The organism is Erysipelothrix sp. P66 (assembly GCF_038682365.1).
GTDB lineage: Bacteria > Bacillota_I > Bacilli_A > Erysipelotrichales > Erysipelotrichaceae > Erysipelothrix > Erysipelothrix piscisicarius.
Map to the genome: position 1 here is coordinate 1,754,018 of NZ_CP152290.1, position 24,393 is coordinate 1,778,410.

Sequence of the window (24,393 nt, forward strand, 5' to 3'; positions counted from 1 at the left end):
TATTCAAACTTGACACATACGTCATGATGTAATACTGTATTAATGTAAGTGGTACAGATAGGAGGTATCTATGTTTACAATTAACACACGAAACGCAACACCAATATTTGAGCAGATTATTCAACAAGTTGGAAAGTTTATCGCAATGGGGATACTCCAACCACATGAACAACTTCCAACCGTACGTTCCCTCGCCAAAGATCTCGGTGTCAATCCCAATACCGTTTCAAAGGCATATCACGAATGTGAAATGAATGGACTTATTTACTCAATTCCTGGTAAGGGATCTTTTGTAAGCGAGCATGAAAAAGGTGTCAGTAATCTCGTTAGTGATGCCTATCAAGAACTCACCCTGATCTATCACAAATTACTTGAACTCGGAGAAACACAAGAAACGATATTCAATCTATTAAAGGAGTCACATAATGATACGATTCACTAATGTAAATAAAAAATTTGATAACAAAATTGTTCTCGAAGATATTAATATTACGTTTGAAGAAGGTTCAATTATTGGCCTTGTTGGTAAAAATGGTTCCGGAAAGTCGACACTATTACGCCTTATCAGTGGGGTCCTTCATGCCGATGCTGGTGTTGTTTTAATTAATGATCAACGCGTCTACGATAACCCTGAAACCAAAAAAGACGTATTCTTTGTTGGGGATGATCCTTTCTTCTTTAGTCAATCTACGATTAAAGACATGCAACAGTTTTACAAAGTATTCTATAAATCGTTTGATGACCATTACTACCAAGATCTTCTTGAGTTGTTTGGTTTGGATGAAAATCGAAAAATCAATGCACTATCAAAAGGAATGAAACGACAAGTTTCCCTTTTACTTGCTTTGGCATCAAAACCAAAAATATTACTTCTTGATGAAGCTTTCGATGGTCTTGATCCGATCATGCGGTTTCGAATTAAGCAGTTTCTTGGGGAAATGATCATCGATCATAACGCTACCGTTATTATTTCATCCCATAACTTAAGAGAACTTGAAGATATTTGCGATACAGTTGCGATTATCGATGAAAACAATATCATGATGAATCAATCAACCAATGATTTTGGATCAATTTATCATCGCTATCAAATAGCTTTTGAATCTGAAATGAAACGTTCGGACTTTGATTTTATGAATCCTTTAAATATAACAGGTTCAGCACGTATTTTCTCAATTATTATCAAGGGAAACCGTGAAACAATTGAAAAAGAACTCAATTCAATGAATCCCTTACTCGTCGAACATAATGACGTGACCCTTGAAGAGATATTTATTTATGAAATGGAGAACAAGAATCATGAAAACATTGATTAATTCACGAATCAATTTTGATTATTTAAAGTTTAACTTTAAAAAATATAAAGGTTTACTGTTATTCTATACAATACTTCTAATGACTTCGTTTCCAATACCCACTTTAATCCGTTGGATCCAAACTCGAGATCAGCAGAATTTTGAGAATTACTCAAATGCTTCTGTGTATGTACCAATCATCATCACAATATTTTTATCCATCGTTACCCCAATGATTCTCTTCAATTACTTGAGTAGTAAGAAATCTGTCGATGTATTTCACTCACTACCGATAAAACGGAGTGATTTATTTCTTACAAACTATGTTGCATCCCTTCTTATTATCTTTATACCGTTCACCATCGCCTATTTTTCAGGCTATGCCCTTAATAATCTCTTATTTAATATTTCTTTAAAATGGTATCATATTGAGACTTACTTCCAATTACTCGCAATTTTCTTTGCAACCACAACACCGGTTATGTTTGTTTTGATGAACACGGGTACACTCTCAGATGCATTAATCTATACCGTGATTATCTTTATTGCGCCATTTTTAGCTTTTGGTGCTTTAGAATTGTTTGCATCCACTTTTGTAATTGGATATACCTCGATGCGCATGGATTCATTGGCCTTTCTATCACCGCCGATTTCCGTACTATTTGGACTAAGAACTACGAATTCACCTTATGATATGGGTCTTTACGCATCATATTGGTTAATTCTTGGGCTTATACTGCTGTCTGTGTCGCTTGTGATTCATGATGCACGTAAATCTGAAAAAAGTGAGACGCCATTTATTAATAATTGGTTTTTCCCTTTAATCATCTATCTCTTCACAGGCATTGTTTTGATATTTTTACTTCCAATCTTTGCCATGGGAACGCGAACCCTTACTGTAGGTTCGGTTGTGATGCCCATTTTAATCGCTTTATTACTTTTTACGCTTTTAAACATTATCAAAAATCGTTCTCTAAAAAACATGACAGAAATCCTGAAGAACTATACAATCTTTGCGGTGGTATTAATGATATTCTGTACAATCTTATATGTAACCAACGGGCTGGGTTATACATATTATATTCCGAAGATTGATAAAATTGAGTCGGTTACGATAACTTCTCAAGGGGAATTTTCGGGAATCGAAGATGAAGACTTCCTCATAAATGCTGGAAACTATCTTTTTCAAAAAAATCTTCATATTACCCGTGAACAACCCGAATTACTCCAACTTACAAATACATTCCATTACTCAATCGTTAGCCAATTGAAAGAAAATGAAGGCTTAGTAAGTTCAAATCTTGAGTATACTTCAGAATATACGCCCATATACATCGAGTACAAACTCAAAAGCGGAAGTAAAATTAAGCGCCGTTTTAATGTAAAGGATGAGTTATTAAAACCACTCTATCCTGCAGTTGTAAATCCTGATACTTTAAAAGATACAAACATCCTCTTCAATGAAGAAAAGCAAATCAATCAAATTTATATCTTCAATAATACCCTAACCAAGGGATATCGATTTACAGGTTCACGAAGCGAACTCATCGAAACATATAAAGATGACCTTCAAAATGCTGAACTACAACCCAATGGCGATACATTAAACTTTGTCCTTGCCTATAAACTAAAAGATCGTGACTATATGAACGATTACCTGTTAAACATCGATAATCGTCATCCTAAAACAACAGAGTACATCAAAAACAACTTAAAACCAATCGATAACATCAATACTGAAGGGATGATTTATCGTGCGGAGAATGAGGATTCTGTATTCGCGAAAGGAATCAGTGCATCTTCATCAATCTATGTCAGTGACAATGTAAGTAATCATGATTCGGATTTTGTTTCTTCAAGCGAATTAGAGTTACTTAAAGACAAAGTATCTTCATTTGTAATTTCGGATCGACCTCATGATATTTATCGAGTTAATGTTGAAGTTACAGATCTTAATATTTATTTTGAATACTACCTCTCTGTTAAAAAAGATTCATAGAGTTCTACATAAAAAAAGACACGTATCGATACGTGTCTTTCTTATTTTTTTGGTAATGCTTCTACACTCTTTAAGATAATGCGATTTAACGAATCATCGAAATCAACATCAAGTATGTATCCCAGTCCATTGGGTGCATGAATTGCTCTAAAGTCTAGGAATGGTCTGTTTTCTAAGAAAATTAACAGTGTTTTAATAACACCTGAATGACAAACAATTGTTGAAGATTCCACACTGTTTGCTTTCATATCTTTTAGAATGCATTCCAACTTAGAGATGATTCGGTAGCTAAATTCAGTTAACGTCTCTCCATGAGCAATACGTTTATTAATAAGGAATCCATCAAAATAATTTTCGGATACGTCATCCCCATGTACATCTTCATAATCACCAAAATAGATCTCGCGTAATTCTTTACTTGATTCATAGATTGGTGTCTCTTTACCGTAAAGAATTTCAAACGTATCAATCGTACGTGTTAAATCAGATGTATAATAACGCTCTGTTTGTGGATACGCGTACTCCAATTTATATTGTTTTAGGTCTTCAATTCCTTGTTTCGATAAGTGAACATCAGACCAACCTGAATACGTTCCTTCTTCATTAGAAGTCGTATAACCATGTCTTACTAATACAATTTTCATAAAGCACCCTCTTTTCTATACAATACCTATCTTAACGCAATAGCGTTCCGTTTGCGACATCACCACCGGTTACAAGTCTTACTTTGTCGCCTTCTTCAGCTGTAAGAATCATACCATTTGACATTATACCGCGTAGTTTAACGGGTTTGAGGTTTGCAACGAGAACAACTTTATGATTGAGGAGTTCTTCTTCCGTAAAGAAATCTACAAGGCTGCTTACTACAGTTACTTCTTTGCTTCCTAAATCAACTTGTAAGACATAGAGTTTATCTGCTTTAGGATGTTTTTCGACTTTTACGATTGTCCCCGTACGAAGTTCTACATCTTGAAATTGATCAAATGTTATTTCTTTTGTTTCTTCTTCAACAACGTTTGTTTCTACCACAGGTTCTACCTCCTTTTCTAATAACTCAAGTGTTTCTTTCACATCTAAACGATTAAAGATGATGTCTGTTTTTGAAACAACAGGTTTATTAAGTTCAAAGAGTCCAAACACCTTCGCACTTTCAAACGTTGTATGTTCTGTTTGTAATTGTGCAAGAATGCGTTGGGATGTATCTGGGATAAATGATTCAAGGGCGATACCACCAATACGAATCAATTCCGTTAGATTATAAAGTACTGTTTGAAGGCGATCTTGTTTCGTTTCATCTTTCGCAAGAACCCAAGGTTGTGTATCATCAATATACTTATTCCCTTTTCTAAATAAGGAAACAATCTCAGAAATTGCATCCGCTACATGAAGCGTATCCATCTTCGCTTCAACATTTGGAATAAGATTTTTACATGCATCAATCAATTCATCATCGATTGCTTCATGCACATGATTAACAGTCAATACGCCGTCAAAGTATTTATTGGTCATTGAAATGGTACGGTTAACCAGATTCCCAATAATATTCGCAAGGTCTGTATTAATACGTTCAATCATCAATTCATATGTGAGGTGACCATCACGTTCAAAAGGCATTTCATGAAGCATAATGTATCGAACTGGATCAACACCTAAGACGGATGTTAGATCATCAACATAAAGTGCATTCCCTTTTGATTTACTCATCTTGCTGTCGCCAGTAAGTAACCATGGGTGTCCGAAAATTTGTTTTGGTAACTCAATATCAAGGGCCATTAATAGAATTGGCCAATAAATTGTATGGAAACGTAAAATATCCTTACCAATTAAATGCACGTCAGCTGGCCAGAACTCATCAAAAAGTGGCCCATTATTCCCATCAACATCATATCCTAAACCCGTGATATAGTTAATCAGTGCATCAATCCAAACATACACAACATGTTCAGGATCAAAATCTACAGGAATTCCCCATTTGAAACTTGTTCGTGAAACCGCAAGATCATAGAGATCTTCTTTAAGGAAGTTTTGAAGCATTTCATTTTTTCGTGATTCAGGTTGAATAAATGATGGATTATCCTTGATGTATTGTACAAGGCGATCTTGATAGTTACTCATTTTAAAGAAGTAGCAAGATTCTTGTTGGCGTACAACCTTCGCACCACACTCTGGACATGTTTCATCTTCTACCTGTGAATCTGAATAAAAGGATTCGCATGACTTACAGTACCATCCTTCATAATTTCCTTTATATAAATCCCCTTGATCAAAGAGTTTCTTAAAAACCTTTTGAACTTGTGTTTTATGATAGTCGTCTGTTGTTCGAATAAAATAATCATATTGAACATTCATCAGATCAAATAAACCGCGAATCACACTCGAAATATTATCGACATATGCTTTCGGTAACATGTTATGTGCTTTCGCATTATCTTCTATTTTTTGACCGTGTTCATCCGTTCCTGTTTGGAAACGAACATTATAACCTTGAGCACGTTTAAATCGTGCAATACTATCTGCTAGCACAATCTCATAAATGTTACCAATATGAGGTTTTGCTGATGTATAAGCAATAGCGGTTGTTATATAGTAATTTTTATTGTTTTTCATTTGATTTCCTCCGCTAGAATTTCCCCTTAATTATAGCCTATTTATGTAAGCTCTACAATAAGACAAAACCTCGTACTTTTCACAATACGAGGTTTTTAAATATAAAACTAATGTTTCTTTTTCAATAATAAAATAACACCCAAACCAAACAGTACCGTTCCCGGAATCAATCGAACTTGATTTCCAACGCCTGTTTTGGGGAGAACCTCATGATTCACAGTATGATGATTCGGTTTTTCATCTGGTAGGATTGGTTCTTTATTCGGTGTATTCTTTGAGGGATTTTCGTTCCGAATGTTAGACACATCTTCTTGACATTTATTAAATATTTCCAGTCCATCTTCACTATAGGAAACTTGGTAACCTTTAGGGGGATCAATTTCATAAACACGATAGTCATATGCATTGCCTTGTTCATCGGTCTCATCTAAATGTTTCCATGTATAGGTGCTTTGACCACTCTCTAAAGTAATTGGGTCACCCATTGGTTCATTGTTTCTTAAGAGTTGAAGATGAATCGTTGGTACCGTTTCAGGCGCATTGATCCAATGCTTTGTCACGGTTACATCACGTTTAGGTGATGTGTAGGTATTACGGAAGGTCCATGCATCAATACGTTCTGATACAAAGGCATCAGGTACGGAAGTTTCTTCAAGGTGATACGTAAACGCATTTCCTTTAAGATCCTTTGCGTCTACAAGCCATTTATAATTTGTATCGTTGTATGAAAGCTTTACCACATCATAGACCTTTTCGTTTTGATACAACGTAAAGGTTGCTTCTGCCTGGATCTTTTCGCCCCCCACCCATTGCTTATTTAACGTAATTTCCTGAACAGGGGGATGATATGTGTTAATTACTGTTAAGCGATCGACACCATACCGCATTGTGTAATCTTCAGGAAGGTTTCTTTGCTTTACAAAATACTCGATGTTTTTTCCTTCATGTGTTTGCACAGGTACATCCCATGATACATGTGACATGCCAGTTACCAAGGTTTTAGATTCATCAATACGTGTTTCTACACCATCGACAACTTGATAGAGATCAAAAATAACCGTTGGCTTTTCATCCGGTCCATGTTCCCAATATAAGTAAGCGTTAATGGTTCGAACTTCAGGTTGAAAGTGATTTGTTATGATGGCGCCTGTTTCATCAAGTGCTTGGATATATCCTTCAGGTTCGTTGATTTCACGAACACGATAGTTAATTATATTTCCGTCTTTGTCAAATTCATCAAGATCGGTCCACGTATAGGTTGTCTCGCCGTGATGAAGAATGATTGGATTGCCTACAGTTTCACCGTTTTTTAGAAGCTGAACTTCAATTTCAGGTTTAATTTCTGGACCACCATCCCATATTTTTGTCATGGTGAATGTTGTTTTAGGGGAATGATAGTGATTCACGATCGTGAAGGCATCGATGCGCTCAGCGGTATAGTGGTGTTCTTGAAGCAGACCCTCTTGATCGCCTTCTTCAACCCAGTATGTATAAAGATTTCCATTTTTATCTGTTTTTTCTAAATCAGTAAATATGGCTTTTGTTTGTCCATTTGTTAAGCTAAGCGTTTTGAATCTACACGTTCAGGATTTGTCACACTTTGACGATAAAGAATCATTTCAATCTCTGGTTTCTCGAGAGGACCGCCATCCCATATTTTAGTTGCAATGATGGGATCGGTAATACGCGGTTGGCGGTATTCATTTTTAATAACAAGCGGGTCCTCGGATGGAATGTTTACGTAATCGTGTGCCCCTTGCGTTTCAATTGCTCTGTATGTTATCGGTAATCCATTACGATCATTAATAGGCTGTTCTTTAAATGTAATGCTGGTCGTCCCTGTTTCAATTTTTTGTCGCGCTACTTCATGACCATCCGCAAGCAGTGCTACTTCGATAGTTGGTTTAATATCCGGTCCACCAATCCATTCTTTTGTAACGATGATATCTCGCGTAGGACTTACATAGGTATTGGTAATGGTAGATCCATCAAGGTTCATTTTATAATTCTCCGGAACATTGATTTCATCGATATGGTATTTAAACGTATTGCCTGAGTCGTCTGTCTCAGGTAGATCATTCCATGTATACGATGTTTCTCCTGATTCTAAATCAATACGATCATAAGGTTGATCATTTTGGTAAAGTTGGAGTGTGATGGTCGGTTTAACGATAGGACCGCCGTCCCAAATTTTTGATGCCGTATAACTTCGTTTTGGAGTTATGTAAGTATTTGTAATCTTATTTCCCTCTACGGATGATTCAAAATGATCTGGAACATTCGGTTCATAGGGCTCATACACATATTCATTACCTGCCTCATCAAATCGTGGGAGATCTGTAAACTCAATCTTTGTATTCCCTTTCTCAAGGACTTTTGGTATGTTAAGGGGTGTTCCATTTTGTTTTAAATCAATCAGAACATCCGTATGTCGAGACGTCCCACCAACCCAAATCTTTTCGACCTCATAAGATGTTTTATTCTCAACATCGTTTGTGAAATGAAGGGTATGATCACGACCTTGATACGTTATTTCAAAGGATTGTTGTGGGGTTCTTGGACTATATCCTTCTAGTGTTTTTTCTTCAACACGATAGGAGCCTAGCGGTAAATCGGTGAGTGTTTTATGCTCGCCCGCTTTTAACCGAATTTCATCAATTTTGTAGTCTTGATTAAAGACTTCAAAAATAAAAATATCATCAGGATATATTGTTTTTGAGCCCTGTTTAACGGTCTTATCAATTGTGATAGTTCCTAATTGTTTCTGATAAAGTTTAACCACAACCTCATACGATTCCGGTTGATTCTGAATGTTTAAACGCGATACAGGTTTACGCTCACCATTTACATACTCATAATATTCGTAGACAACATCATAATCCTTAAGATTATGTGCTTCGTCTTTCACATTGAGTGCCTCAATCCGAACATCATACGCTCCATAATCTGTAAAGGACCATGACGTCGTGCTTTCATTCATTGCACTAACATGATGAAGTTTCTGTTCATCATGATCCGATTTAAAGACGACATTCGCTTGATAATCTGTTTTTAAATCCCGTGATTTATCCGCTTTATAGACTTCTGTTTTAAGGCGAACGGGTGTTGGTTTAGCCTGTGGAACTGTAATCTCTTTTTTAACGGTTTGATTATTGATGTCTGTATACGTAATGGTTGTTGTTTTGTTTAGTTCAAAGAAGTTGTGCTCATTTATATTTGCCAATGGATTTGTTTTGACTTCATAGTGATAGCCAAAGTGTTGGATATCACTATCGTAATCATACAGTCCTAGACTTCGAACATTAAAACGTTTTTGGTTTGAATCATACATTGGTAAGAGTGCATCATCCAAACGTGACATATCAACATCAAAAGCATCGCTCATTGGGTCATCAATATGAATATCCTTCGCCGCAGAAAAAATATTGTTTGAAATTTCCTTAAAGATATCATCCAGATTATCACGGCTTGATGTAGCATCATAATAATTTCCTTTACTGATACGCTTCAATATTTCGGTTCCCTTATCATCGGTATCAAATCCAATTGAGTATAAATGGATTTGTTCTTGATGAATTTGATTGGATTCGACAATGGATGCGTCTGCTGAAGACATATAGACAAAATAATTCTTATTTCCATGTGATAGTACATCGCCAAGTTGATCCAAATAATACTCATTACCCGTTCCGTAAACCGGAGCGCTATAATCAAAATGATCGGTATTCGGTAATGATTTAAATCGATATCCGGGAATCGCATAGTTCCCCGAACTTGGAATTCCCGTATCAAAAGGACGTTGTTGTCCATTATAGCGTTTTTGAACCATAACATTTCCCTCAAAACCAAGTAATTCTTGATTTACTTTTGCCTTGAGTGGATATCGATAAGTGGGTTGCCCATCTGATAACAAGATTATTGTTTTATTTGGCGCCGTACTCTGATTTAATAATGTTTTCGCTTCATGAAGTGCCCCTTGCGTAAAGGTCCCTCCTTCGGCTTTAAGATTATTAATTTCATCAATTAAATGCGTTGCATCATTTTTGGTATGAAATGAATTTGTTTTTACCCGTGTTCCATAGGATACAAGGGCAATTCGAGCGGTGTCATCTCTTTCAAAAATTTCATTCACAAAACGAATCGCTTCACGTTTAGCCTTTGATATCCGATCAATTCCTTGTGGATTTTTTTGTGGATCCATACTTCCGGATGTATCAAGTACCAAAACGATGTCTGATGGTTCCCGCTTTACGCGTCCATATACATCAATCGATATTTCCCAACGATTAATCGTGTTGGGAATTGGTTTCGCTGTTTTAAATACGCGAACCGAACCTTCTTGCATATCATCTATTTGTACTGAATTTGTTATTGTTTTAACACTTGTAGAAGGATGTCCTTCCGCAGATACAAAAGATGTACTTACTGATAATAATACCATTGTGATTAACACGGTTGTTAATCCGCTTTTAATGATTCTCGTTCTCATTTTTTTCCTCCTTACAAGTATCATTTAAAAGTGATTTTTAATCACAACGTTGATAATATTTGTTTTCACATATTTAGTCAATTATTTTTGTCATAAAATGTCCACTTTTTTTACCATCTTGGTAATAATTTATCCAAAAGGGCGTATTATTCACCATATTAATTCAAGAAAGGACAGATTTTATATGGAAATTTCACACTCTCTGAATAGATATTGCAAATTAGAGATATAAATGCTATATTCATTGAGGTGAAGGAGTAATTATGTCGAATATATTAGGTCAAAGACTGAAGGCACGTCGAAAAGAACTACGTATTTCTCAACAGGAACTTGCTGTTGCTGTAGGGTATACATCACGTTCTACAATTGCCAAAATTGAAGCAGGTGTGATCGATCTTCCCCAGTCAAAAATTTATGATATCGCCGAGGCTTTAGAAACAACTCCAACGTACTTATTAGGTTTAGAAGAAGAACTTGAAGCTTTAACCGCAACAGCAATCGTTGAACATCTTCAATCTGTTACAGTTGATCAACTTGTTGAATGTTTTTCTCAATTAGATTTATATAGTTATGAAAAAGTAAATGAAGCAGTAGGTAAAGTAGCACTGGGTTACAAATAGAAAGCCATCATCTTTCGATGAAGGTAAAAAAAAGGAGCAAAGGCTCCTTTTTTTGTTCTTACTTATGTTTTTGATTTGATTTTGCCAAACAGTCCTTACAAATCCCCTCGAATGTAATGTCGTGATCTAACACGAGGCATCCTAATTCTTCTTCGACGAGTTGATGTAATTCTTTTCGGTAATCTAATTCCACATCTTCAATGCGATTGCATTCTCTGCATCTAAAATGATAATGATCGTGTAGATTTTTATCGTAGATAAATCCAAGTTCTGGATGTCTTACACGGTTTATTAATTTTTCATTATAGAGCACATTTAAATTTCGATAGACCGTCGCAATTCCAATTGATACATCACCTTCTTTAAGTTTTGTATGAATTTGATCTGCCGTCATATGACCTTCAGATGCTTGAATTAAATCTAAAATCTCTTGTCTTTGTTTAGTAAGCTTGATACTCATTATCATCACCATCTTAATTATAGCATAAAATATGCTTTTACAAGAATATTTGCTTTAATCTAACGGTCCCCATTAAAAATACTGTTCTTAACAATCACGTAATCAACCTTACGAATCGCTTCAAGATCGCGACCTCCAGCATAAGAAATGGATGATTGAAGATCTTGTTGCATTTCGCGTAGAGTATCCTCGATTTTTCCTTTATGTTCAATTAAAATGCGCTTTCCTTCAACATTTTTATGTTCACCTTTTTGAAATTGTGATGCACTTCCAAAATATTCTTTGAATGGAACGCCATCAACTTCAATTGTTTCTCCAGGTGATTCTTCATGTCCTGCAAATAATGATCCAACCATACACATCGTAGCACCAAATCGAATTGACTTAGCGATATCGCCATGATCTCGGATTCCTCCATCTGCAATCAAAGGTTTGCGAGCGGCCTTAGCACACCATGATAATGCGGATAATTGCCATCCACCTGTTCCAAACCCAGTTTTTAATTTCGTAATACATACCTTACCCGGGCCAATACCCACTTTCGTAGCATCTGCTCCTGCATTCTCAAGTTCACGAACCGCTTCTGGGGTTCCCACATTTCCTGCAATCACAAATGTGTTTGGTAAGAATTCTTTTATGTGCTTAATCATTCGAATAACTTGCTCAGAATGACCATGCGCAATGTCGATTGTAATATAGTCAGGAATGACATTATCTGCTGCCAATCGACGTACAAAATCATACTCGTCATCTTTTACACCAACACTAATGGATGCATATAGACCGCGTTGATTCATATCTTGAATAAAGCCATAACGACGTTCCTCGTTAAAACGATGCATAACATAAAAATAATTATGTTCTGCTAACCAAATAGCGAGCGGTTCATCGATTATTGTTTGCATGTTTGCAGGAACAACAGGCATTTCAAAGGTTCGATTTCCCAATTTAACGCTTGTATCGCATTCAGAGCGACTTTTCACAATACATTTATTTGGAATTAATTGAATATCTTCGTAATCAAATATTTTCATTACGGCCTCCTATTTATTCTCGTGATAGTAAGAATAGAGCTCGTTTTTTGAAACACCATTCTCTTTGGCCACAGAAGAAATTGAACGTGAAACAGAATTTCCTGCATTAATCTGTTCCTTAATGCGAATGATTAAATCATCAAAGCTTACTTCTGATACATCAGTGTTCGCCTCAATAACAATTACAAACTCACCTTTTATCGTCTCAACTGACTCCATAACCTCGGTAACCGTACCACGTATAAACTCCTCGTGCATTTTTGTAATCTCACGCACAAGACAAATCTTTCGATTACCTAACACATCATACACGATTTCGAGTGTCTTTTCTAATTTATGAACTGATAAATAATAGATTGTCGTCATTGGTAAATCCTTGTTTTGGATTAATTGTTTTTTAAGTTGGCTTTCTTTATGCTCCATAAAGCCCATAAATGCGAAAGGTTGAACAATAAGTCCCGATGCAACCAGTGCATTAAGAAAGGCACTACTTCCGGATATTGGGACAACATTAAAGCCCGCGGCAATGACATCGCGAACTAATGTTTGGCCTGGATCAGAGATTAATGGATATCCTGCATCACTGACTAAACCAACACTTAAGCCTGATTCCAATAAATCAAGAATCCCTTTAGTTGATTCTTGTTCATTATGCATATGATGGCTGATCATTTTTGTGTTGATATCAAAGTGTGAACAGAGCTTGCGTGCATTGCGTGTATCCTCTGCCGCAATAACATCAACATTTTTCAATGTCTCAATCGCTCTGGGTGTCATCTCATTCAAATTTCCTATTGGTGTTGCAACCAGGAATAGTGTTGGTTTTTCGTTTTTAAAACTTTGTTGTTTTATCATAACATTCTCCTAAAATAGATAAACCTTTAATCGAAATTAAAGGTTCTGATAGTATTTCGTTAATTCATAAGCAAATTGATCAATGATAAGGTTAATATTGACGCCCGGTCGAATCCGATCTTTTAAGCTTAAAACAATTTGAAGCAAATGAATACGATCTTCATTTGTAATGTGATTTGTTCGAACTTGGATTGTTTGTTCGTGTTGACCTTGTAATGAGAACGATAATTCGAATAATTCAAAGAGTAATACCAATCGTTCCCGATCCAATCTTTTTTTCTTAATCCCCTCAACTTGTAAGGTTAAGATCGCCGACAAATAGTCTCGTTGATTTAAAGATTCAAGTACATCAAAGAAAATGGAACTGGCTTCTCTATAGACGTCATCATTAATCTGATGATTTAGTTCTTCACTATTTTGATTCATCCTCGATAATAAATAAGCATCAATTGGATCAATCCCTTGTTCACATGCCACATCAAATAACATTTGATGATTCATCGATTCCAAATGGATTGTGAGACATCTGGATCGTATGGTCTCAAGAACACGATTTTCATTGCGTGTTGTTAAGATTGCAACGATATCACCTTCTGGCTCTTCTAAGAATTTCAAAAGACTGTTCATCGCCTCTACGGTCGCATTATCCACATCTTCAATAATGTAGACTTGGTGCCCTGATGTTTCTATTGATGATTGACTGAAATATTCCTTGAGATCAATGATCTCTGATTTCTTAATACTTTGTTCTTTACCACTAAGTATTCTAAAATCCGCATGGTTTTCATTGTTTATTCGTTGGCATGTAAGACAAGAACCACAGGCACCAATGTCTTGTTCGCAACACATCATACTCATTGCCATGTATTTAGAAAAATCAAGCGTTCCATAATCTCCAACGATTAAATAGGCATGGGAAACACGATTTTTTGATTGTTGACGATGAAAGAGATTTAGCGCTTTAACCTGACTTGAAACATTATTCATGATTCAAATGTTTCTCAATAATCTTAATAACATCGGAAGCAACATCATCAATCGATTGATGCGCATCCACAATCTTAATACGGTTTGGGAAACGACGAATCACTTCTTGATACCCTTCATATACTTTCTCATGAAAGACATCGCCTTCGAGCTCTAAACGATCTTTATATCCACGAACACCAATTCGATTTAGGCCTTCTTGTGGTTTGACATCCAAAAAGATTGTTAAATCGGGCAGAAAACCATCAATAGCGAACATGTTTATATCCCATACATCATCAATACCAATACCTCGAGCATAACCTTGATAAGCGAGTGAGCTATCAATAAATCGATCACATATTACCAATTCACCTCGGTTTAGTGCAGGTTGAATTTTCTCAATTAAATGTTGTCGGCGACTTGCAGCATAGAGCAAAGCTTCGGTACGATCATCCATTTCTTTATGATCCGGATCAAGAATCAGTTCTCTAATTTTCTCAGAAATACGAATTCCTCCAGGTTCTCGAGTACAAAGGACGGGTTGATTTTTTTTCTCAAAATACTCCGAAACGATCTTGGTAATTGTTGTTTTACCACTTCCCTCAGGACCTTCAAATGATACAAATAATGTCATGTTGCCACCTCTTCTTTGAATATTATAGCATGGTATAGCGTGGTCTATTCTAAAAGTTGTGTGTTTTATCATTTTGGATTATTATGTAAGGGAAGAAGAAAACTTTAGAGGAAAAAATTATGATCCAACAAATTAAAAAAGGATTTCAAAAAGCATCAAATGACAACGTCTATATGATTGTTTTAGGGATTGTTGTACTCTTAATCGTTATTAATTATTTTCTTAATACAACGGTCCTCACAATTCTCACGCTCTTGATGTTTTGTGTCGCTTTTGGAGTTCTTATCAAACACATTATAAAGAAGGAAGATTAGATGGTAAGAGATGGCTTAAAACTAAATGAAGTATTAAAGTATCAAGGAAAAATTGTAGATGTATATAATGTTGAATTTGAAACACAAACTGGCATGTTTGAAGCTGAGATTTTAAAACATGATGGCGGTGTCTGTATTGCCGCAACCCATGACGATCAAGCATTCTACTGTGTTGATCAATATCGTTATGGTGTTGAACATATTATGCAAGAGTTCCCTGCAGGAAAAATTGATAAAGGTGAGTTGCCACTTGATGCTGCGCTAAGGGAATTGCGGGAAGAAATTGGATTTGTAGCGAAAACACTTGTTCCACTTGGATACATTCATCCATCACCCGCATATCTTGACGAAGTCTTGTATCTTTATTATGCATCGGATTTAGATTATGTCGGCCAAGACCTCGACGACAATGAAGTGCTCAATGTTTATACTCGTGATCTTCATGATATTATTACTGATATCGAAGCAAATAATATTACGGATGCAAAAACTATTTCCCTTGCTTACAAAGTAAATCATTATCTATCACAAAAATAATGAGCGAACCGTCCAATTGGTTCGCTTTTTTTTATGCTTCTTCACTAATTGCTCACATAAAATGGTAATATATTAAAGACGAGAAAGGCGGTACTTATATGTGTACAGGAATACAAGTAATTTCAAAGCAAAATAATACTTATTGGGGTAGAACTCAAGAATTTGATACATTTTTGCCCGTTTATGGCGTGCTTGTCCCTCGTGGAACAGCAATTAATCATATGCTTTCACCCATTGTAGCGAAAAATGCTGCTGCTGGCATTAGTCTTCATGATTCGAACCAGGATCTTTTATTTATGGATGGTATGAATGAACATGGACTCGTAGGTGGGAGTTTCTATTATGGAAATGATTACTCAGATTATGCACCCACCAGTGCAATTGAATTGATGGGTAAACAGGCCTTAAGAGGAGAGGAATTTGTAACTTGGGCTCTACTAAATTGTGATTCGATTGTCGATTTACACCGTAAAGCAATTAAAGAGGTCGCAATATCCAACGAACCTAATATTCATGGTAATGTAATCCCTCAACATTATGTTTTTGTAGACCGTACAGGAGCTAGCATCGTTCTTGAACCTTCCTCCGCCGGTTCCTTTGATATTTATCCCAACGAGATTGGAACCTTCACCAATCAGCCTGAATTTCCTTGGCATGTTCAAAACCTTCAAAACTATGTCTCCATGAACAATCAAATTTATCCTTCACGTAAATTTGGTAAATTTGAAAGTTTGAGTTCTGGTACGGGGAATGGATTGTTTGGCTTACCCGGAGACTATACACCACAATCGCGATTTGTAAGGGCAACAGTCTTGAATAACCTCTCAAATCAACCCAATGATGACCAAGCACTTGATAAAGTTTTCCGCGTCCTCAATACCTTTGATATTCCTTACGGATTGATTGTCGATGAAAAAAACCAGGTACAATACACACAGTATACCTCTGCATACGATTTAGAGAATAGAACGGTTAACATCTCAACCTACGAGAATAGACAAATCCAACAATTTTATTTTGATCCCTTATTGGTTAATAATCATGAGATTATTCGCTATGAGATTAAACGTAAGCAGATGATCGAAACAATGAATAAATTATAATAAGCATTAAAAAAAGAGTAACATTAAATGTTACTCTTTATTTTTTGTTATTCTGTTTTAGGTAAGATGAATACTTGTTCTTCTGACTTCGACAAGAGATGTTTGCCTCGAGCATAGTTTTGAACATAAGTAGGATCTTGAAGTTTTGCCTTCTCAAGAGCAAGTTCACCTTGTCTTGTTTCGAGTACTTTTAAATTCGAGCGCTCGCTTTTTAGTTGTTGATTCAATTGGAATGTTGATACTAATTCTTTTGCAGATTTAGATAACATCAGGCATGAAACGGATACTATCAAAATACCAAGAATGATTGATGCAAATTTAATTGTTGGATTCTTAGCTATTCGCGGTTTCGTAACTGTTTGTCCCATCTTTCCACTTCTCTTTCTTTTTTTGTTAGTTTATTTATCTATATTCATTATACTGACATTCTCAAAAATTGCAAGAGTTGTCAGTTTTCTGAATCGCTTCTATCGATCCGTTGATCTGAAATAAGTTCATACATCGGCGGATTACTTCGTAAAATTTTGTCGCTTAAAAATGTAACTTCTATTTTAATATGGCGATGTTCAAATCGAATTTCAATTACATCTTCAAGTGTAACCTCTGATGATGGTTTTGCTTTCTTTCCATTAATAAAGACACGCTCATCATCAGCGAGTTCTTTCGCCACAGTACGGCGTTTAATGATTCGTGATACTTTCAAATATTTATCAAGTCTCATAGTGTTTGCTCCTTTAAATTTTCGAGTATATAAATCAAATCTTCTGCCCACTCTGTATACATTGGCATGGTAATAATGATTGTTTGATTTAGATACTTTATCTTAATTTCACTCGACTTTTCAGAGATTAATTCAAAGAGATGGACACCATCTACTTGACTACTATATTCCTCTGTAAAGACTAATTCTACTTTATTAACACGTTCTTTAAATGACTTAATGCGCTGATCATTTAAGAATAATTCCAGACGTGTTTTTTCCAACAGCATTTTAACTGAATTTGGTAATTTCCCATAGCGGTCATCAATCATCTCATGAAACTGCTTCAATTCATCCAGTGATTGGATTTGGTTAATTTGTTGATACAGATCTAATTTTTCGCCATCATCACTTGCGAAGTCTTCGGGTAAATATCCATCCACTTTAAGATTGAATCGTTCTTGTGCTTCAACATCAATAACCTCTTTACCTTGTCTTTTCGCAATGGCCTCTTTAAGAAGTTGTACGTATAAGTCGATACCTACAGTATCAATAAATCCCGACTGATTACCACCAAGGAGTTCTCCGGCACCACGAATCGTTAAATCACGCATTGCAATCTTATATCCACTACCAAGCTGTGTAAATTCTTTAATTGCTTGAAGTCTTTTTTGTGCTAACTCCGTTAACCCACGTTTATTGGGTACAACAAAGTACGCATACGCTAAACGATCTGACCGTCCAACGCGTCCCTTGATTTGATAGAGCTGTGACAAACCAAAACGATGCGCATTGTCCACAATGATCGTGTTGGCATTTGGAATATCAATTCCAGTTTCGATGATTGTTGTACAAACTAAAACATTAATTTCCTTACTAATAAATCGTATCATCACATCTTCAATTTCATGACGTTCCATTTGGCCATGCACAACAGCTACACGTGCATCTTCCACATGATTCGCAATGACTGAAGCAACAGAGTAAATTTGCTCTACATTATTAAATAGGTAGAAAACCTGGCCTTCCCGACTAAGTTCTTTGGAAATAATATCATTAAGCGTTTGTTGGTTTTTTTCAATGATATAAGTCATTACCGGAAGACGGTTTGATGGCGGAGTATTGAGTTGTGATAAACTACGAAGTCCAATTAGAGACATTTGAAGTGTTCGTGGAATCGGAGTCGCGCTGAGTGATAAAACATCCACAGAAACTTTAAATTCCTTAATACGCTCTTTATGTTCCACCCCAAATCGCTGCTCTTCATCAATAATTAGTAATCCTAAATCTTTAAACTTTACATCGCGAGATAATACACGGTGTGTTCCCACTAAAATATCAACTTTGCCATCTTTGACCCGTTCAATAATTTCCTTTTTTTCTTTATCTGATACAAAGCGATTTAAAACTTCAATCGTCACAGGAAAATCACTCAATCGTTCTTTAAGAGTTCGTGCATGTTGTTGTGAGAGGATTGTTGTAGGACAAAGGAAAACGACTTGTTTATGATCTACAAAGGCTTTAAACGCTGCACGAATGGCTACTTCGGTTTTTCCAAATCCAACATCACCACAAAGTAAACGATCCATCGGAACATTGCGTTCCATATCCCGTTTAATTTCTTCAATGGCTGTTTTTTGATCATGAGTTAATTCATATTCAAACGCATCCTCAAACTGTTTCTGGTATTCCGTATCGGGACTAAAAGCAAATCCACTTGCCTCCATTCTTGAAGAATAGAGCGTTACGAGTTTATCTGCCACATCGGCAACATCTTGTTTAATACGTTCTTTGTTCTTTTGCCAGGTACTTGTACCAAGCTTGCTCAGGCGAACTGATGCTGCCTCTCGTGACATAAACTTACGAACCAGGTTAAATTGTTCGAGAGGTACGAACAGTTCATCACCATCACGATATTGAATGCGCATAAAATCTTTATGAATTCCTTCAATTTCTTTGGTAGTAATTCCCATATACTTACCGATACCATATTGGCGGTGCACAACATAATCCAATGTATCGAGATCTGATAATTGATTTAAAGATTCTGCCTTTAAAAACTTATTATCGTATCGGAACATCTTTTTCTTATACTTATACAATTCACTTGCTGTATAAACGACCGTATCAATATCTTCTAGAATAAATCCAGAGGTGATATGACCGTATTCAATATAGATTCCATTTGTAGTTGGTTTGTCTGTTAACACCTGATACTCAATACTTTGATTTAGTAGCGTCTTAACAAAATCTTCCATAGTATCTTCATCGAGTATGATGATCACTTTTTGTGTTATTGCCTCTTTACGAAGCCACTTCATGGTTTGCTCTATACTTTCCGATACAATATTGGGGGCATGCCAAGGAATAAAAACTTCACCCTCGGTTTGATATTCAAAAATTTCACGATACGTATGTTTTACTTTAATCCGTTCAAATGACTCGAAAATATCTGAGACATAAATCATTTGATTCATCTCATACTGTTCTTCAATAAACGTGTGAGCATCTAAGGTATTTTGTTTAAGTGTTCTTTCAATAGCTTCAATCGGGCTCATGTACGTCGTTGATTCACTTAAATAATCATAAATCGTCGCATAGTTTGACCAAAATGAGAGCAGAGGGTACAACGATACATCAAACTGATTCATTTGTAATAATTCTCGTTTTTGTTCCATTTCATGAATCAAATCATCATTATCGATTCCCTCGATTTTTTGCGTCAATGAATTACTGATTTCTAAAATATCCTGATCGTTAAGAAGAATATCTGTCGCAAATGCAATCATCGCTTCATCAACTCGCGATAGCGATCGCTGATTCTCGATGTCAAAATATCTTAGACTATCTACTTCTACATCAAAAAATTCAATTCGAAGTGGCTGCTCCATTTGGATAGAAAACACGTCACAAACACCACCACGAATTGCATATGTAAATGGCTTTTCAACATATTTAACACGCGTATACCCCAGTCGTTCGAGCTCACATGCAAGTTGGAGCGGTTCCCACTCATCACCGGTCTTAATGTTGATTATCGAATTTTTAAGAACTTTCAACGGGGATAATTTTCTTACTGAAGCAATTGCATGCGTAATACAAATATCAAAGTCTCCGTTCACAATTTTAAATAATGCATCAATTCGATTCGCTTTCATAATTTCTGACTGAACAATAGCCTCAACACGTAGTGACTCTTCATGGTTGTAATAAACTACATTTGCATTTTCATCAAGATGTTTTATCTCATTATATAAATTTGATGCTTGTTGTTCGTTTTCCTTAATTATAAACAAAGGTTTTTTGCTTACTCTACTGGATCCTAGAACTAATAAAGCTTCTTGAACCACGCTTAAATGGGCAAAAATACTTTTGCCCTGGGTGTACTCTTTAACAAGTTCATGCTTTTCTAAATAATTATATAACCAATTCATTTTTACACTCTTACATTGTATTCATTCATCAATTGATCAGTCCGTTTTCCACTGATAAAATCACTTACGCATCGAGCACCCAATGAAATTGCTGTTTCTTCATCAATTTTTCCAAGTACCCAATCAACTGTTTTTATTTGACTGCTTTTACCAATTCCAACTTTTAGCCTTAAAAATTCATTTGATCCCAAATGATCAATGATGTTCTTAACACCTTTTTGTCCACCTGACGATCCTTTTTCGCGAAGTCTCAGTGATCCGACGGTAATATCCATATCATCACTAATAACAAGAAGATCTTCAAGATCAACATTATAATAACGCATGACTTCTCCGACTGATTCTCCTGAGAGATTCATATATGTTTGTGGTTTAACCAAAACGACTTTTTCAGTACCTACAAACGTTTCAGCAATAAGTGCTTTAAATTTATTCGTTGTGATCGAAACACCTAATTTCGATGCAACTTCATCAATAACCAGAAAACCTGCATTATGTCTTGTATTCTCATACTGTTTTCCGGGATTTCCTAATCCTACGATTACTTTCATACATTCCTCCATTAAGCAAAAAAGAATAAGGGACTCCCCTTACTCTTTGTTTGGATCATAGACAATCTTAAGATGACGGTCTCTTCCTGAACCTTCACTTTGTGTGCGAATTCCTGGAAAATCAGTCAATTCTTTATGAATCACACGACGTTCGTCGTTTGGCATTGGGTCTAAAGATGCGTCAATTTTAGAACGACTAACATTCTTAGCAATCCGTTTTGCCATTGCCTTAAGTTTTTGATAACGATCTGTTTTATAGTTGTTTATATCAATCATAACGTAAAAACGACGTTTAAACTCGGAATTAACTGCATGTTTGAGTAACATATTCATGCCTTCCAATGACTTCCCATTTTTACCAATTAGGATTGCATTGTTTTCTGCATTCAATGATACTTTAACGTTATTATTCTTAACAGTAATTTCTTGTTCAACTTTTAATCCCAAACCGGTAAAGAATTTATTAAAATATTCTTCAACAAACAATTTGACATCATTAAGGGCAAACACTTCAGCAGTAACACTCGCCCCAATGCCTAAGAAACCTGATTTTTCTTCGATGACATAGTAGATAAGATCACTTTTTTCAACATTCTTTTCTTTAGAGACATTGTTTAGAACATCATCTAAAGACTTAGCTGTATATTGCTTCACGTGTATTCCTCCCTTTTTTATTTTGTGCCGTATTTATGATTAATAAATAATGTTTGTACTAATTGTGCAAGAGCCGAAACCATCCAGTATAAACTCATACCCACTTGCCAGTTAAGAGCAAGAACTACAATCATAATAAGTGATGAATACATCATCATATTTGCTTGATTAGCAGGTTGTTTTTCATATGAACGTTTACGAAGTTTTTGTTTTGCAAGATATTGTGGCAAGAACATTGAAAGGAACTGTGATATTGCCATTAGAATGAAAATTACAATGATAATAATATTTCCTTGAGTAAATCCTTGCATCGGCGTTACTTCTAGAGTTTGTCCAAATACCGTACCATTAATGATGGCTTCTGAACGCATAACAGCTTGATACATTGCAATCATAATTGGTAACTGAAGGAATGTTCCACCTAAAGCACCCATTGGATTAATTTCATGTTTTTCAAACAACTTTTGCATTTCAGTAGCTTTTTGAAGTTTTGCTTGTTGATCATTTCGACCTTGATACTTCGCTTCAATTCGAGCTTGTTCAGGACCAATTAATTGCATTTTTTGTTGTTGAACTGTTGCTTTAATTGAACCTTTGATTGTAATAAGCTTAATAATCAATGTTACAACAACAATTGAACCAATGGTTCCAATGTATTGTGAGAAAAAGTTTAATGCTTGTGCAATTGGCCATACAAAGAGCGCTCCAAACCATGTGTCCGTACCCCATGACCATGCATCACCTAAACTAATAATCTTGTCAGCGTATACTTGTTTCGTTTGTGGATCAATAACTTGAGTACATCCCGTTAATGCTAATAGCAAAATACTGAATATAATCAGTTTTTTATATTTTTTCATATCTATCTCCTAATCTAAAATACTCACTTTACATTTTAACCGTTTTTATTAGGTTTTCCAAGTCTTTTCGATTTTCCTCATAACTCTGTTCGTAATATTTTTTTCGAACTAGAACGATGTAATCGTAAGGTGTATCAAACATGTTGATGTCTTGGAGCATACTTCTTATTTGACGTTTTGTTTTATTGCGCACTACTGCATTTCCTAGTTTTTTAGGTGCTGCAATTCCATATCGCGAGTGATTTTTAGTTTTTTTATTTATATATACTGTAAAAGCTTTGGTATTTTTAAATCGACGAGCCCCCATGATTTTTTGGAATTCCGCTGCTTTTTTTACTCTATATTCTTCTCTCATTTTTTTTCACTTCCATTATGACAAAAAAGTCACCCATAAGGGTGACTGTTATGCAGATAACACTTTTCTTCCTTTTGATCTACGACGTGAAAGCACGCGGCGACCGCCTACTGTTTTCATACGGGCTCTAAAACCATGGACCTTTTGGTGTTTCCGTTTGCTCGGTTGATAAGTTCTCTTCATGAAAACCACCTCCAGTTCTTTATATATACGAAGAGCAAATGCTTTAAAATTATATAAGAAATACTTTTCAATGTCAATAAAGTGCCTTAAATAACGTTTTGATTATCTGATTCACCATCTAATTGATACTATTTCATTCTAACTTTATAGAATTATCATCGCTATTGTAACACATTCATCTTTCAATCACGATATTTTTTTCAATTTTTTTATTGATCGGAGCGCCTTTAAATAATTCACAGGTAATAAAAGAGTGAGCATTCCTCTTTAAAATTAGTTGATGCTTGCCCTTTTATTACCAATATCGGATTATTTTCGTTCGAAAATGCTTGTGGTTATCCACTTTTTCATGCATATGCAACGAAATGTTGGTAACTCTATCGGATTCGTGGGATAAATTTAGTGGAAGATTTTAATGATTAAAAAATCAGTGGAAAACTATAAACCATCTTTTATACGAGTTCATAACAATGTTTATCAACAGATTGGGGATAGTGTGGATAAATGCATCATACCCTTTTATAAGTAGCTATTTTCATGTTGAGATGTCTGCGTATAAATAACAAAAATCAAGCTCTACATTTTTTGTCAACGCTATGTTGAGAATGTATTTAAGAAGTCCACAATTTATAAACATTCATAATTTTGTGGACAACTGTGGATAACTATCAAAATAAGCATTAGAATAGCCGTATTCCACAGTAGATTATGTGGATAACTTGTTGGGAGTTTTTTTGTCT

General features: G+C 35.5%; 24 protein-coding genes and 1 pseudogene. 7 read left to right on the forward strand and 18 right to left on the reverse strand.

Annotation, left to right across the window (positions count from 1 at the left end):
* Positions 1-70: 70 nt before the first annotated feature.
* The 3 genes from AAG186_RS08675 to AAG186_RS08685 are packed head-to-tail and all read left to right on the forward strand — an operon-like array spanning position 71 to position 3,294.
* Complete coding sequence (locus tag AAG186_RS08675; protein ID WP_125163903.1) at positions 71-442, forward strand: GntR family transcriptional regulator; 372 nt, start codon at positions 71-73, stop codon at positions 440-442.
* A complete protein-coding gene (locus AAG186_RS08680; protein ID WP_161636871.1) occupies positions 426-1,316 on the forward strand; it encodes an ABC transporter ATP-binding protein in 891 nt (296 codons plus the stop codon). The genes AAG186_RS08675 and AAG186_RS08680 overlap by 17 nt, the downstream gene beginning before the upstream one ends.
* On the forward strand, positions 1,300-3,294 hold the full coding sequence (locus AAG186_RS08685) for an ABC transporter permease (protein ID WP_342621664.1): 1,995 nt from the start codon (positions 1,300-1,302) through the stop codon (positions 3,292-3,294). The genes AAG186_RS08680 and AAG186_RS08685 overlap by 17 nt, the downstream gene beginning before the upstream one ends.
* Positions 3,295-3,335: 41 nt before the next feature.
* Here the strand turns inward: AAG186_RS08685 and AAG186_RS08690 are convergent, their stop codons facing one another.
* The 5 genes and pseudogenes from AAG186_RS08690 to AAG186_RS08710 form a co-directional block, all read right to left on the reverse strand.
* On the reverse strand, positions 3,336-3,938 hold the full coding sequence (locus AAG186_RS08690) for a histidine phosphatase family protein (protein ID WP_161636873.1): 603 nt from the start codon (positions 3,936-3,938) through the stop codon (positions 3,336-3,338).
* Between the two features lie 31 nt (positions 3,939-3,969).
* Positions 3,970-5,901 carry a methionine--tRNA ligase gene (gene metG / locus AAG186_RS08695; RefSeq protein ID WP_342621665.1) on the reverse strand — a complete coding sequence of 644 codons (1,932 nt, stop codon included), beginning with the start codon at positions 5,899-5,901 and terminating at the stop codon, positions 3,970-3,972.
* 107 nt (positions 5,902-6,008) lie between these two features.
* Positions 6,009-7,271, reverse strand: coding sequence for a Cna B-type domain-containing protein (locus tag AAG186_RS08700; protein ID WP_342621666.1), 1,263 nt, complete (start codon positions 7,269-7,271; stop codon positions 6,009-6,011).
* Between the two features lie 90 nt (positions 7,272-7,361).
* Positions 7,362-7,436 (reverse strand): annotated as a pseudogene (locus tag AAG186_RS08705) (hypothetical protein); the annotation flags it as partial.
* A gap of 20 nt (positions 7,437-7,456) precedes the next feature.
* Complete coding sequence (locus AAG186_RS08710) at positions 7,457-10,390, reverse strand: Cna B-type domain-containing protein (protein WP_342621667.1); 2,934 nt, start codon at positions 10,388-10,390, stop codon at positions 7,457-7,459.
* Between the two features lie 263 nt (positions 10,391-10,653).
* On the opposite strand from AAG186_RS08710, the gene AAG186_RS08715 reads away from it, so the two are divergent.
* Entirely contained in the window at positions 10,654-11,010 is a 357-nt protein-coding gene (locus tag AAG186_RS08715; RefSeq protein ID WP_161636876.1) for a helix-turn-helix transcriptional regulator, read from the forward strand.
* Positions 11,011-11,068: 58 nt separating this feature from the next.
* On the opposite strand, the gene AAG186_RS08720 is transcribed toward AAG186_RS08715, so the two are convergent.
* The 5 genes from AAG186_RS08720 to tmk are packed head-to-tail and all read right to left on the reverse strand — an operon-like array spanning position 11,069 to position 14,962.
* Complete coding sequence (locus tag AAG186_RS08720; protein ID WP_161636877.1) at positions 11,069-11,470, reverse strand: transcriptional repressor; 402 nt, start codon at positions 11,468-11,470, stop codon at positions 11,069-11,071.
* 59 nt (positions 11,471-11,529) lie between these two features.
* Complete coding sequence (gene guaC, locus AAG186_RS08725; protein ID WP_161636878.1) at positions 11,530-12,504, reverse strand: GMP reductase; 975 nt, start codon at positions 12,502-12,504, stop codon at positions 11,530-11,532.
* Positions 12,505-12,513: 9 nt separating this feature from the next.
* Positions 12,514-13,359, reverse strand: a complete 846-nt coding sequence (rsmI, locus tag AAG186_RS08730) for a 16S rRNA (cytidine(1402)-2'-O)-methyltransferase (protein ID WP_200548975.1) — start codon at positions 13,357-13,359, stop codon at positions 12,514-12,516.
* Between the two features lie 36 nt (positions 13,360-13,395).
* The gene (locus AAG186_RS08735) at positions 13,396-14,346 is read right to left on the reverse strand and encodes a DNA polymerase III subunit (RefSeq protein ID WP_342621669.1); all 951 of its coding nucleotides are present in this window, start codon (positions 14,344-14,346) and stop codon (positions 13,396-13,398) included.
* Positions 14,339-14,962 (reverse strand): dTMP kinase, encoded by a 624-nt coding sequence (gene tmk, locus AAG186_RS08740; RefSeq protein ID WP_200542767.1) that lies wholly within the window; start codon positions 14,960-14,962, stop codon positions 14,339-14,341. The genes AAG186_RS08735 and tmk overlap by 8 nt, the downstream gene beginning before the upstream one ends.
* Before the next feature lie 119 nt (positions 14,963-15,081).
* Here tmk and AAG186_RS08745 point away from each other — a divergent pair, with 119 nt between their 5' ends.
* The 3 genes from AAG186_RS08745 to AAG186_RS08755 all read left to right on the forward strand — a co-directional run bounded on the left by AAG186_RS08745 (position 15,082) and on the right by AAG186_RS08755 (position 16,916).
* Positions 15,082-15,276, forward strand: coding sequence for a hypothetical protein (locus AAG186_RS08745; RefSeq protein ID WP_125163893.1), 195 nt, complete (start codon positions 15,082-15,084; stop codon positions 15,274-15,276).
* Positions 15,277-15,813, forward strand: coding sequence for an NUDIX hydrolase (locus AAG186_RS08750; RefSeq protein WP_125163892.1), 537 nt, complete (start codon positions 15,277-15,279; stop codon positions 15,811-15,813).
* Between the two features lie 98 nt (positions 15,814-15,911).
* The gene (locus AAG186_RS08755; RefSeq protein WP_342621670.1) at positions 15,912-16,916 is read left to right on the forward strand and encodes a linear amide C-N hydrolase; all 1,005 of its coding nucleotides are present in this window, start codon (positions 15,912-15,914) and stop codon (positions 16,914-16,916) included.
* 47 nt (positions 16,917-16,963) lie between these two features.
* On the opposite strand, the gene AAG186_RS08760 is transcribed toward AAG186_RS08755, so the two are convergent.
* The 8 genes from AAG186_RS08760 to rpmH all read right to left on the reverse strand — a co-directional run bounded on the left by AAG186_RS08760 (position 16,964) and on the right by rpmH (position 23,653).
* Complete coding sequence (locus tag AAG186_RS08760; RefSeq protein WP_125163887.1) at positions 16,964-17,284, reverse strand: septum formation initiator family protein; 321 nt, start codon at positions 17,282-17,284, stop codon at positions 16,964-16,966.
* Positions 17,285-17,364: 80 nt separating this feature from the next.
* Positions 17,365-17,637 (reverse strand): RNA-binding S4 domain-containing protein, encoded by a 273-nt coding sequence (locus tag AAG186_RS08765; RefSeq protein ID WP_161636884.1) that lies wholly within the window; start codon positions 17,635-17,637, stop codon positions 17,365-17,367.
* Positions 17,634-21,050, reverse strand: a complete 3,417-nt coding sequence (gene mfd / locus AAG186_RS08770) for a transcription-repair coupling factor (protein ID WP_342621673.1) — start codon at positions 21,048-21,050, stop codon at positions 17,634-17,636. The genes AAG186_RS08765 and mfd overlap by 4 nt, the downstream gene beginning before the upstream one ends.
* 2 nt (positions 21,051-21,052) lie before the next feature.
* The gene (pth, locus tag AAG186_RS08775; protein WP_342621674.1) at positions 21,053-21,601 is read right to left on the reverse strand and encodes an aminoacyl-tRNA hydrolase; all 549 of its coding nucleotides are present in this window, start codon (positions 21,599-21,601) and stop codon (positions 21,053-21,055) included.
* 39 nt (positions 21,602-21,640) lie between these two features.
* On the reverse strand, positions 21,641-22,255 hold the full coding sequence (locus tag AAG186_RS08780; protein ID WP_161636886.1) for a R3H domain-containing nucleic acid-binding protein: 615 nt from the start codon (positions 22,253-22,255) through the stop codon (positions 21,641-21,643).
* A 17-nt stretch (positions 22,256-22,272) separates the two neighbouring features.
* Positions 22,273-23,115 (reverse strand): membrane protein insertase YidC, encoded by an 843-nt coding sequence (gene yidC / locus AAG186_RS08785; RefSeq protein WP_161636887.1) that lies wholly within the window; start codon positions 23,113-23,115, stop codon positions 22,273-22,275.
* A 28-nt stretch (positions 23,116-23,143) separates the two neighbouring features.
* Complete coding sequence (rnpA, locus tag AAG186_RS08790; RefSeq protein WP_125164898.1) at positions 23,144-23,470, reverse strand: ribonuclease P protein component; 327 nt, start codon at positions 23,468-23,470, stop codon at positions 23,144-23,146.
* 48 nt (positions 23,471-23,518) lie between these two features.
* Positions 23,519-23,653: a 50S ribosomal protein L34 gene (gene rpmH, locus AAG186_RS08795; protein ID WP_003774176.1), complete on the reverse strand. Its 135-nt coding sequence runs from the start codon at positions 23,651-23,653 to the stop codon at positions 23,519-23,521.
* Between the last annotated feature and the right edge of the window lie 740 nt (positions 23,654-24,393).

Bases quoted from the DNA above. Each gene is read 5' to 3' on its own strand.
- AAG186_RS08720 (WP_161636877.1), bottom strand. From the start codon at position 11,470: ATGAGTATCAAGCTTACTAAACAAAGACAAGAGATTTTAGATTTAATT.
- pth (WP_342621674.1), bottom strand. From the start codon at position 21,601: ATGAAAGTAATCGTAGGATTAGGAAATCCCGGAAAACAGTATGAGAAT.
- guaC (WP_161636878.1), bottom strand. From the start codon at position 12,504: ATGAAAATATTTGATTACGAAGATATTCAATTAATTCCAAATAAATGT.
- AAG186_RS08680 (WP_161636871.1), top strand. From the start codon at position 426: ATGATACGATTCACTAATGTAAATAAAAAATTTGATAACAAAATTGTT.
- rsmI (WP_200548975.1), bottom strand. From the start codon at position 13,359: ATGATAAAACAACAAAGTTTTAAAAACGAAAAACCAACACTATTCCTG.
- AAG186_RS08755 (WP_342621670.1), top strand. From the start codon at position 15,912: ATGTGTACAGGAATACAAGTAATTTCAAAGCAAAATAATACTTATTGG.
- AAG186_RS08715 (WP_161636876.1), top strand. From the start codon at position 10,654: ATGTCGAATATATTAGGTCAAAGACTGAAGGCACGTCGAAAAGAACTA.
- metG (WP_342621665.1), bottom strand. From the start codon at position 5,901: ATGAAAAACAATAAAAATTACTATATAACAACCGCTATTGCTTATACA.
- rnpA (WP_125164898.1), bottom strand. From the start codon at position 23,470: ATGAGAGAAGAATATAGAGTAAAAAAAGCAGCGGAATTCCAAAAAATC.
- AAG186_RS08710 (WP_342621667.1), bottom strand. From the start codon at position 10,390: ATGAGAACGAGAATCATTAAAAGCGGATTAACAACCGTGTTAATCACA.
- AAG186_RS08675 (WP_125163903.1), top strand. From the start codon at position 71: ATGTTTACAATTAACACACGAAACGCAACACCAATATTTGAGCAGATT.
- rpmH (WP_003774176.1), bottom strand. From the start codon at position 23,653: ATGAAGAGAACTTATCAACCGAGCAAACGGAAACACCAAAAGGTCCAT.
- AAG186_RS08685 (WP_342621664.1), top strand. From the start codon at position 1,300: ATGAAAACATTGATTAATTCACGAATCAATTTTGATTATTTAAAGTTT.
- yidC (WP_161636887.1), bottom strand. From the start codon at position 23,115: ATGAAAAAATATAAAAAACTGATTATATTCAGTATTTTGCTATTAGCA.
- AAG186_RS08760 (WP_125163887.1), bottom strand. From the start codon at position 17,284: ATGGGACAAACAGTTACGAAACCGCGAATAGCTAAGAATCCAACAATT.
- AAG186_RS08690 (WP_161636873.1), bottom strand. From the start codon at position 3,938: ATGAAAATTGTATTAGTAAGACATGGTTATACGACTTCTAATGAAGAA.
- AAG186_RS08765 (WP_161636884.1), bottom strand. From the start codon at position 17,637: ATGAGACTTGATAAATATTTGAAAGTATCACGAATCATTAAACGCCGT.
- AAG186_RS08735 (WP_342621669.1), bottom strand. From the start codon at position 14,346: ATGAATAATGTTTCAAGTCAGGTTAAAGCGCTAAATCTCTTTCATCGT.
- tmk (WP_200542767.1), bottom strand. From the start codon at position 14,962: ATGACATTATTTGTATCATTTGAAGGTCCTGAGGGAAGTGGTAAAACA.
- AAG186_RS08700 (WP_342621666.1), bottom strand. From the start codon at position 7,271: ATGACAAAAATATGGGATGGTGGTCCAGAAATTAAACCTGAAATTGAA.
- AAG186_RS08750 (WP_125163892.1), top strand. From the start codon at position 15,277: ATGGTAAGAGATGGCTTAAAACTAAATGAAGTATTAAAGTATCAAGGA.
- AAG186_RS08745 (WP_125163893.1), top strand. From the start codon at position 15,082: ATGATCCAACAAATTAAAAAAGGATTTCAAAAAGCATCAAATGACAAC.
- mfd (WP_342621673.1), bottom strand. From the start codon at position 21,050: ATGAATTGGTTATATAATTATTTAGAAAAGCATGAACTTGTTAAAGAG.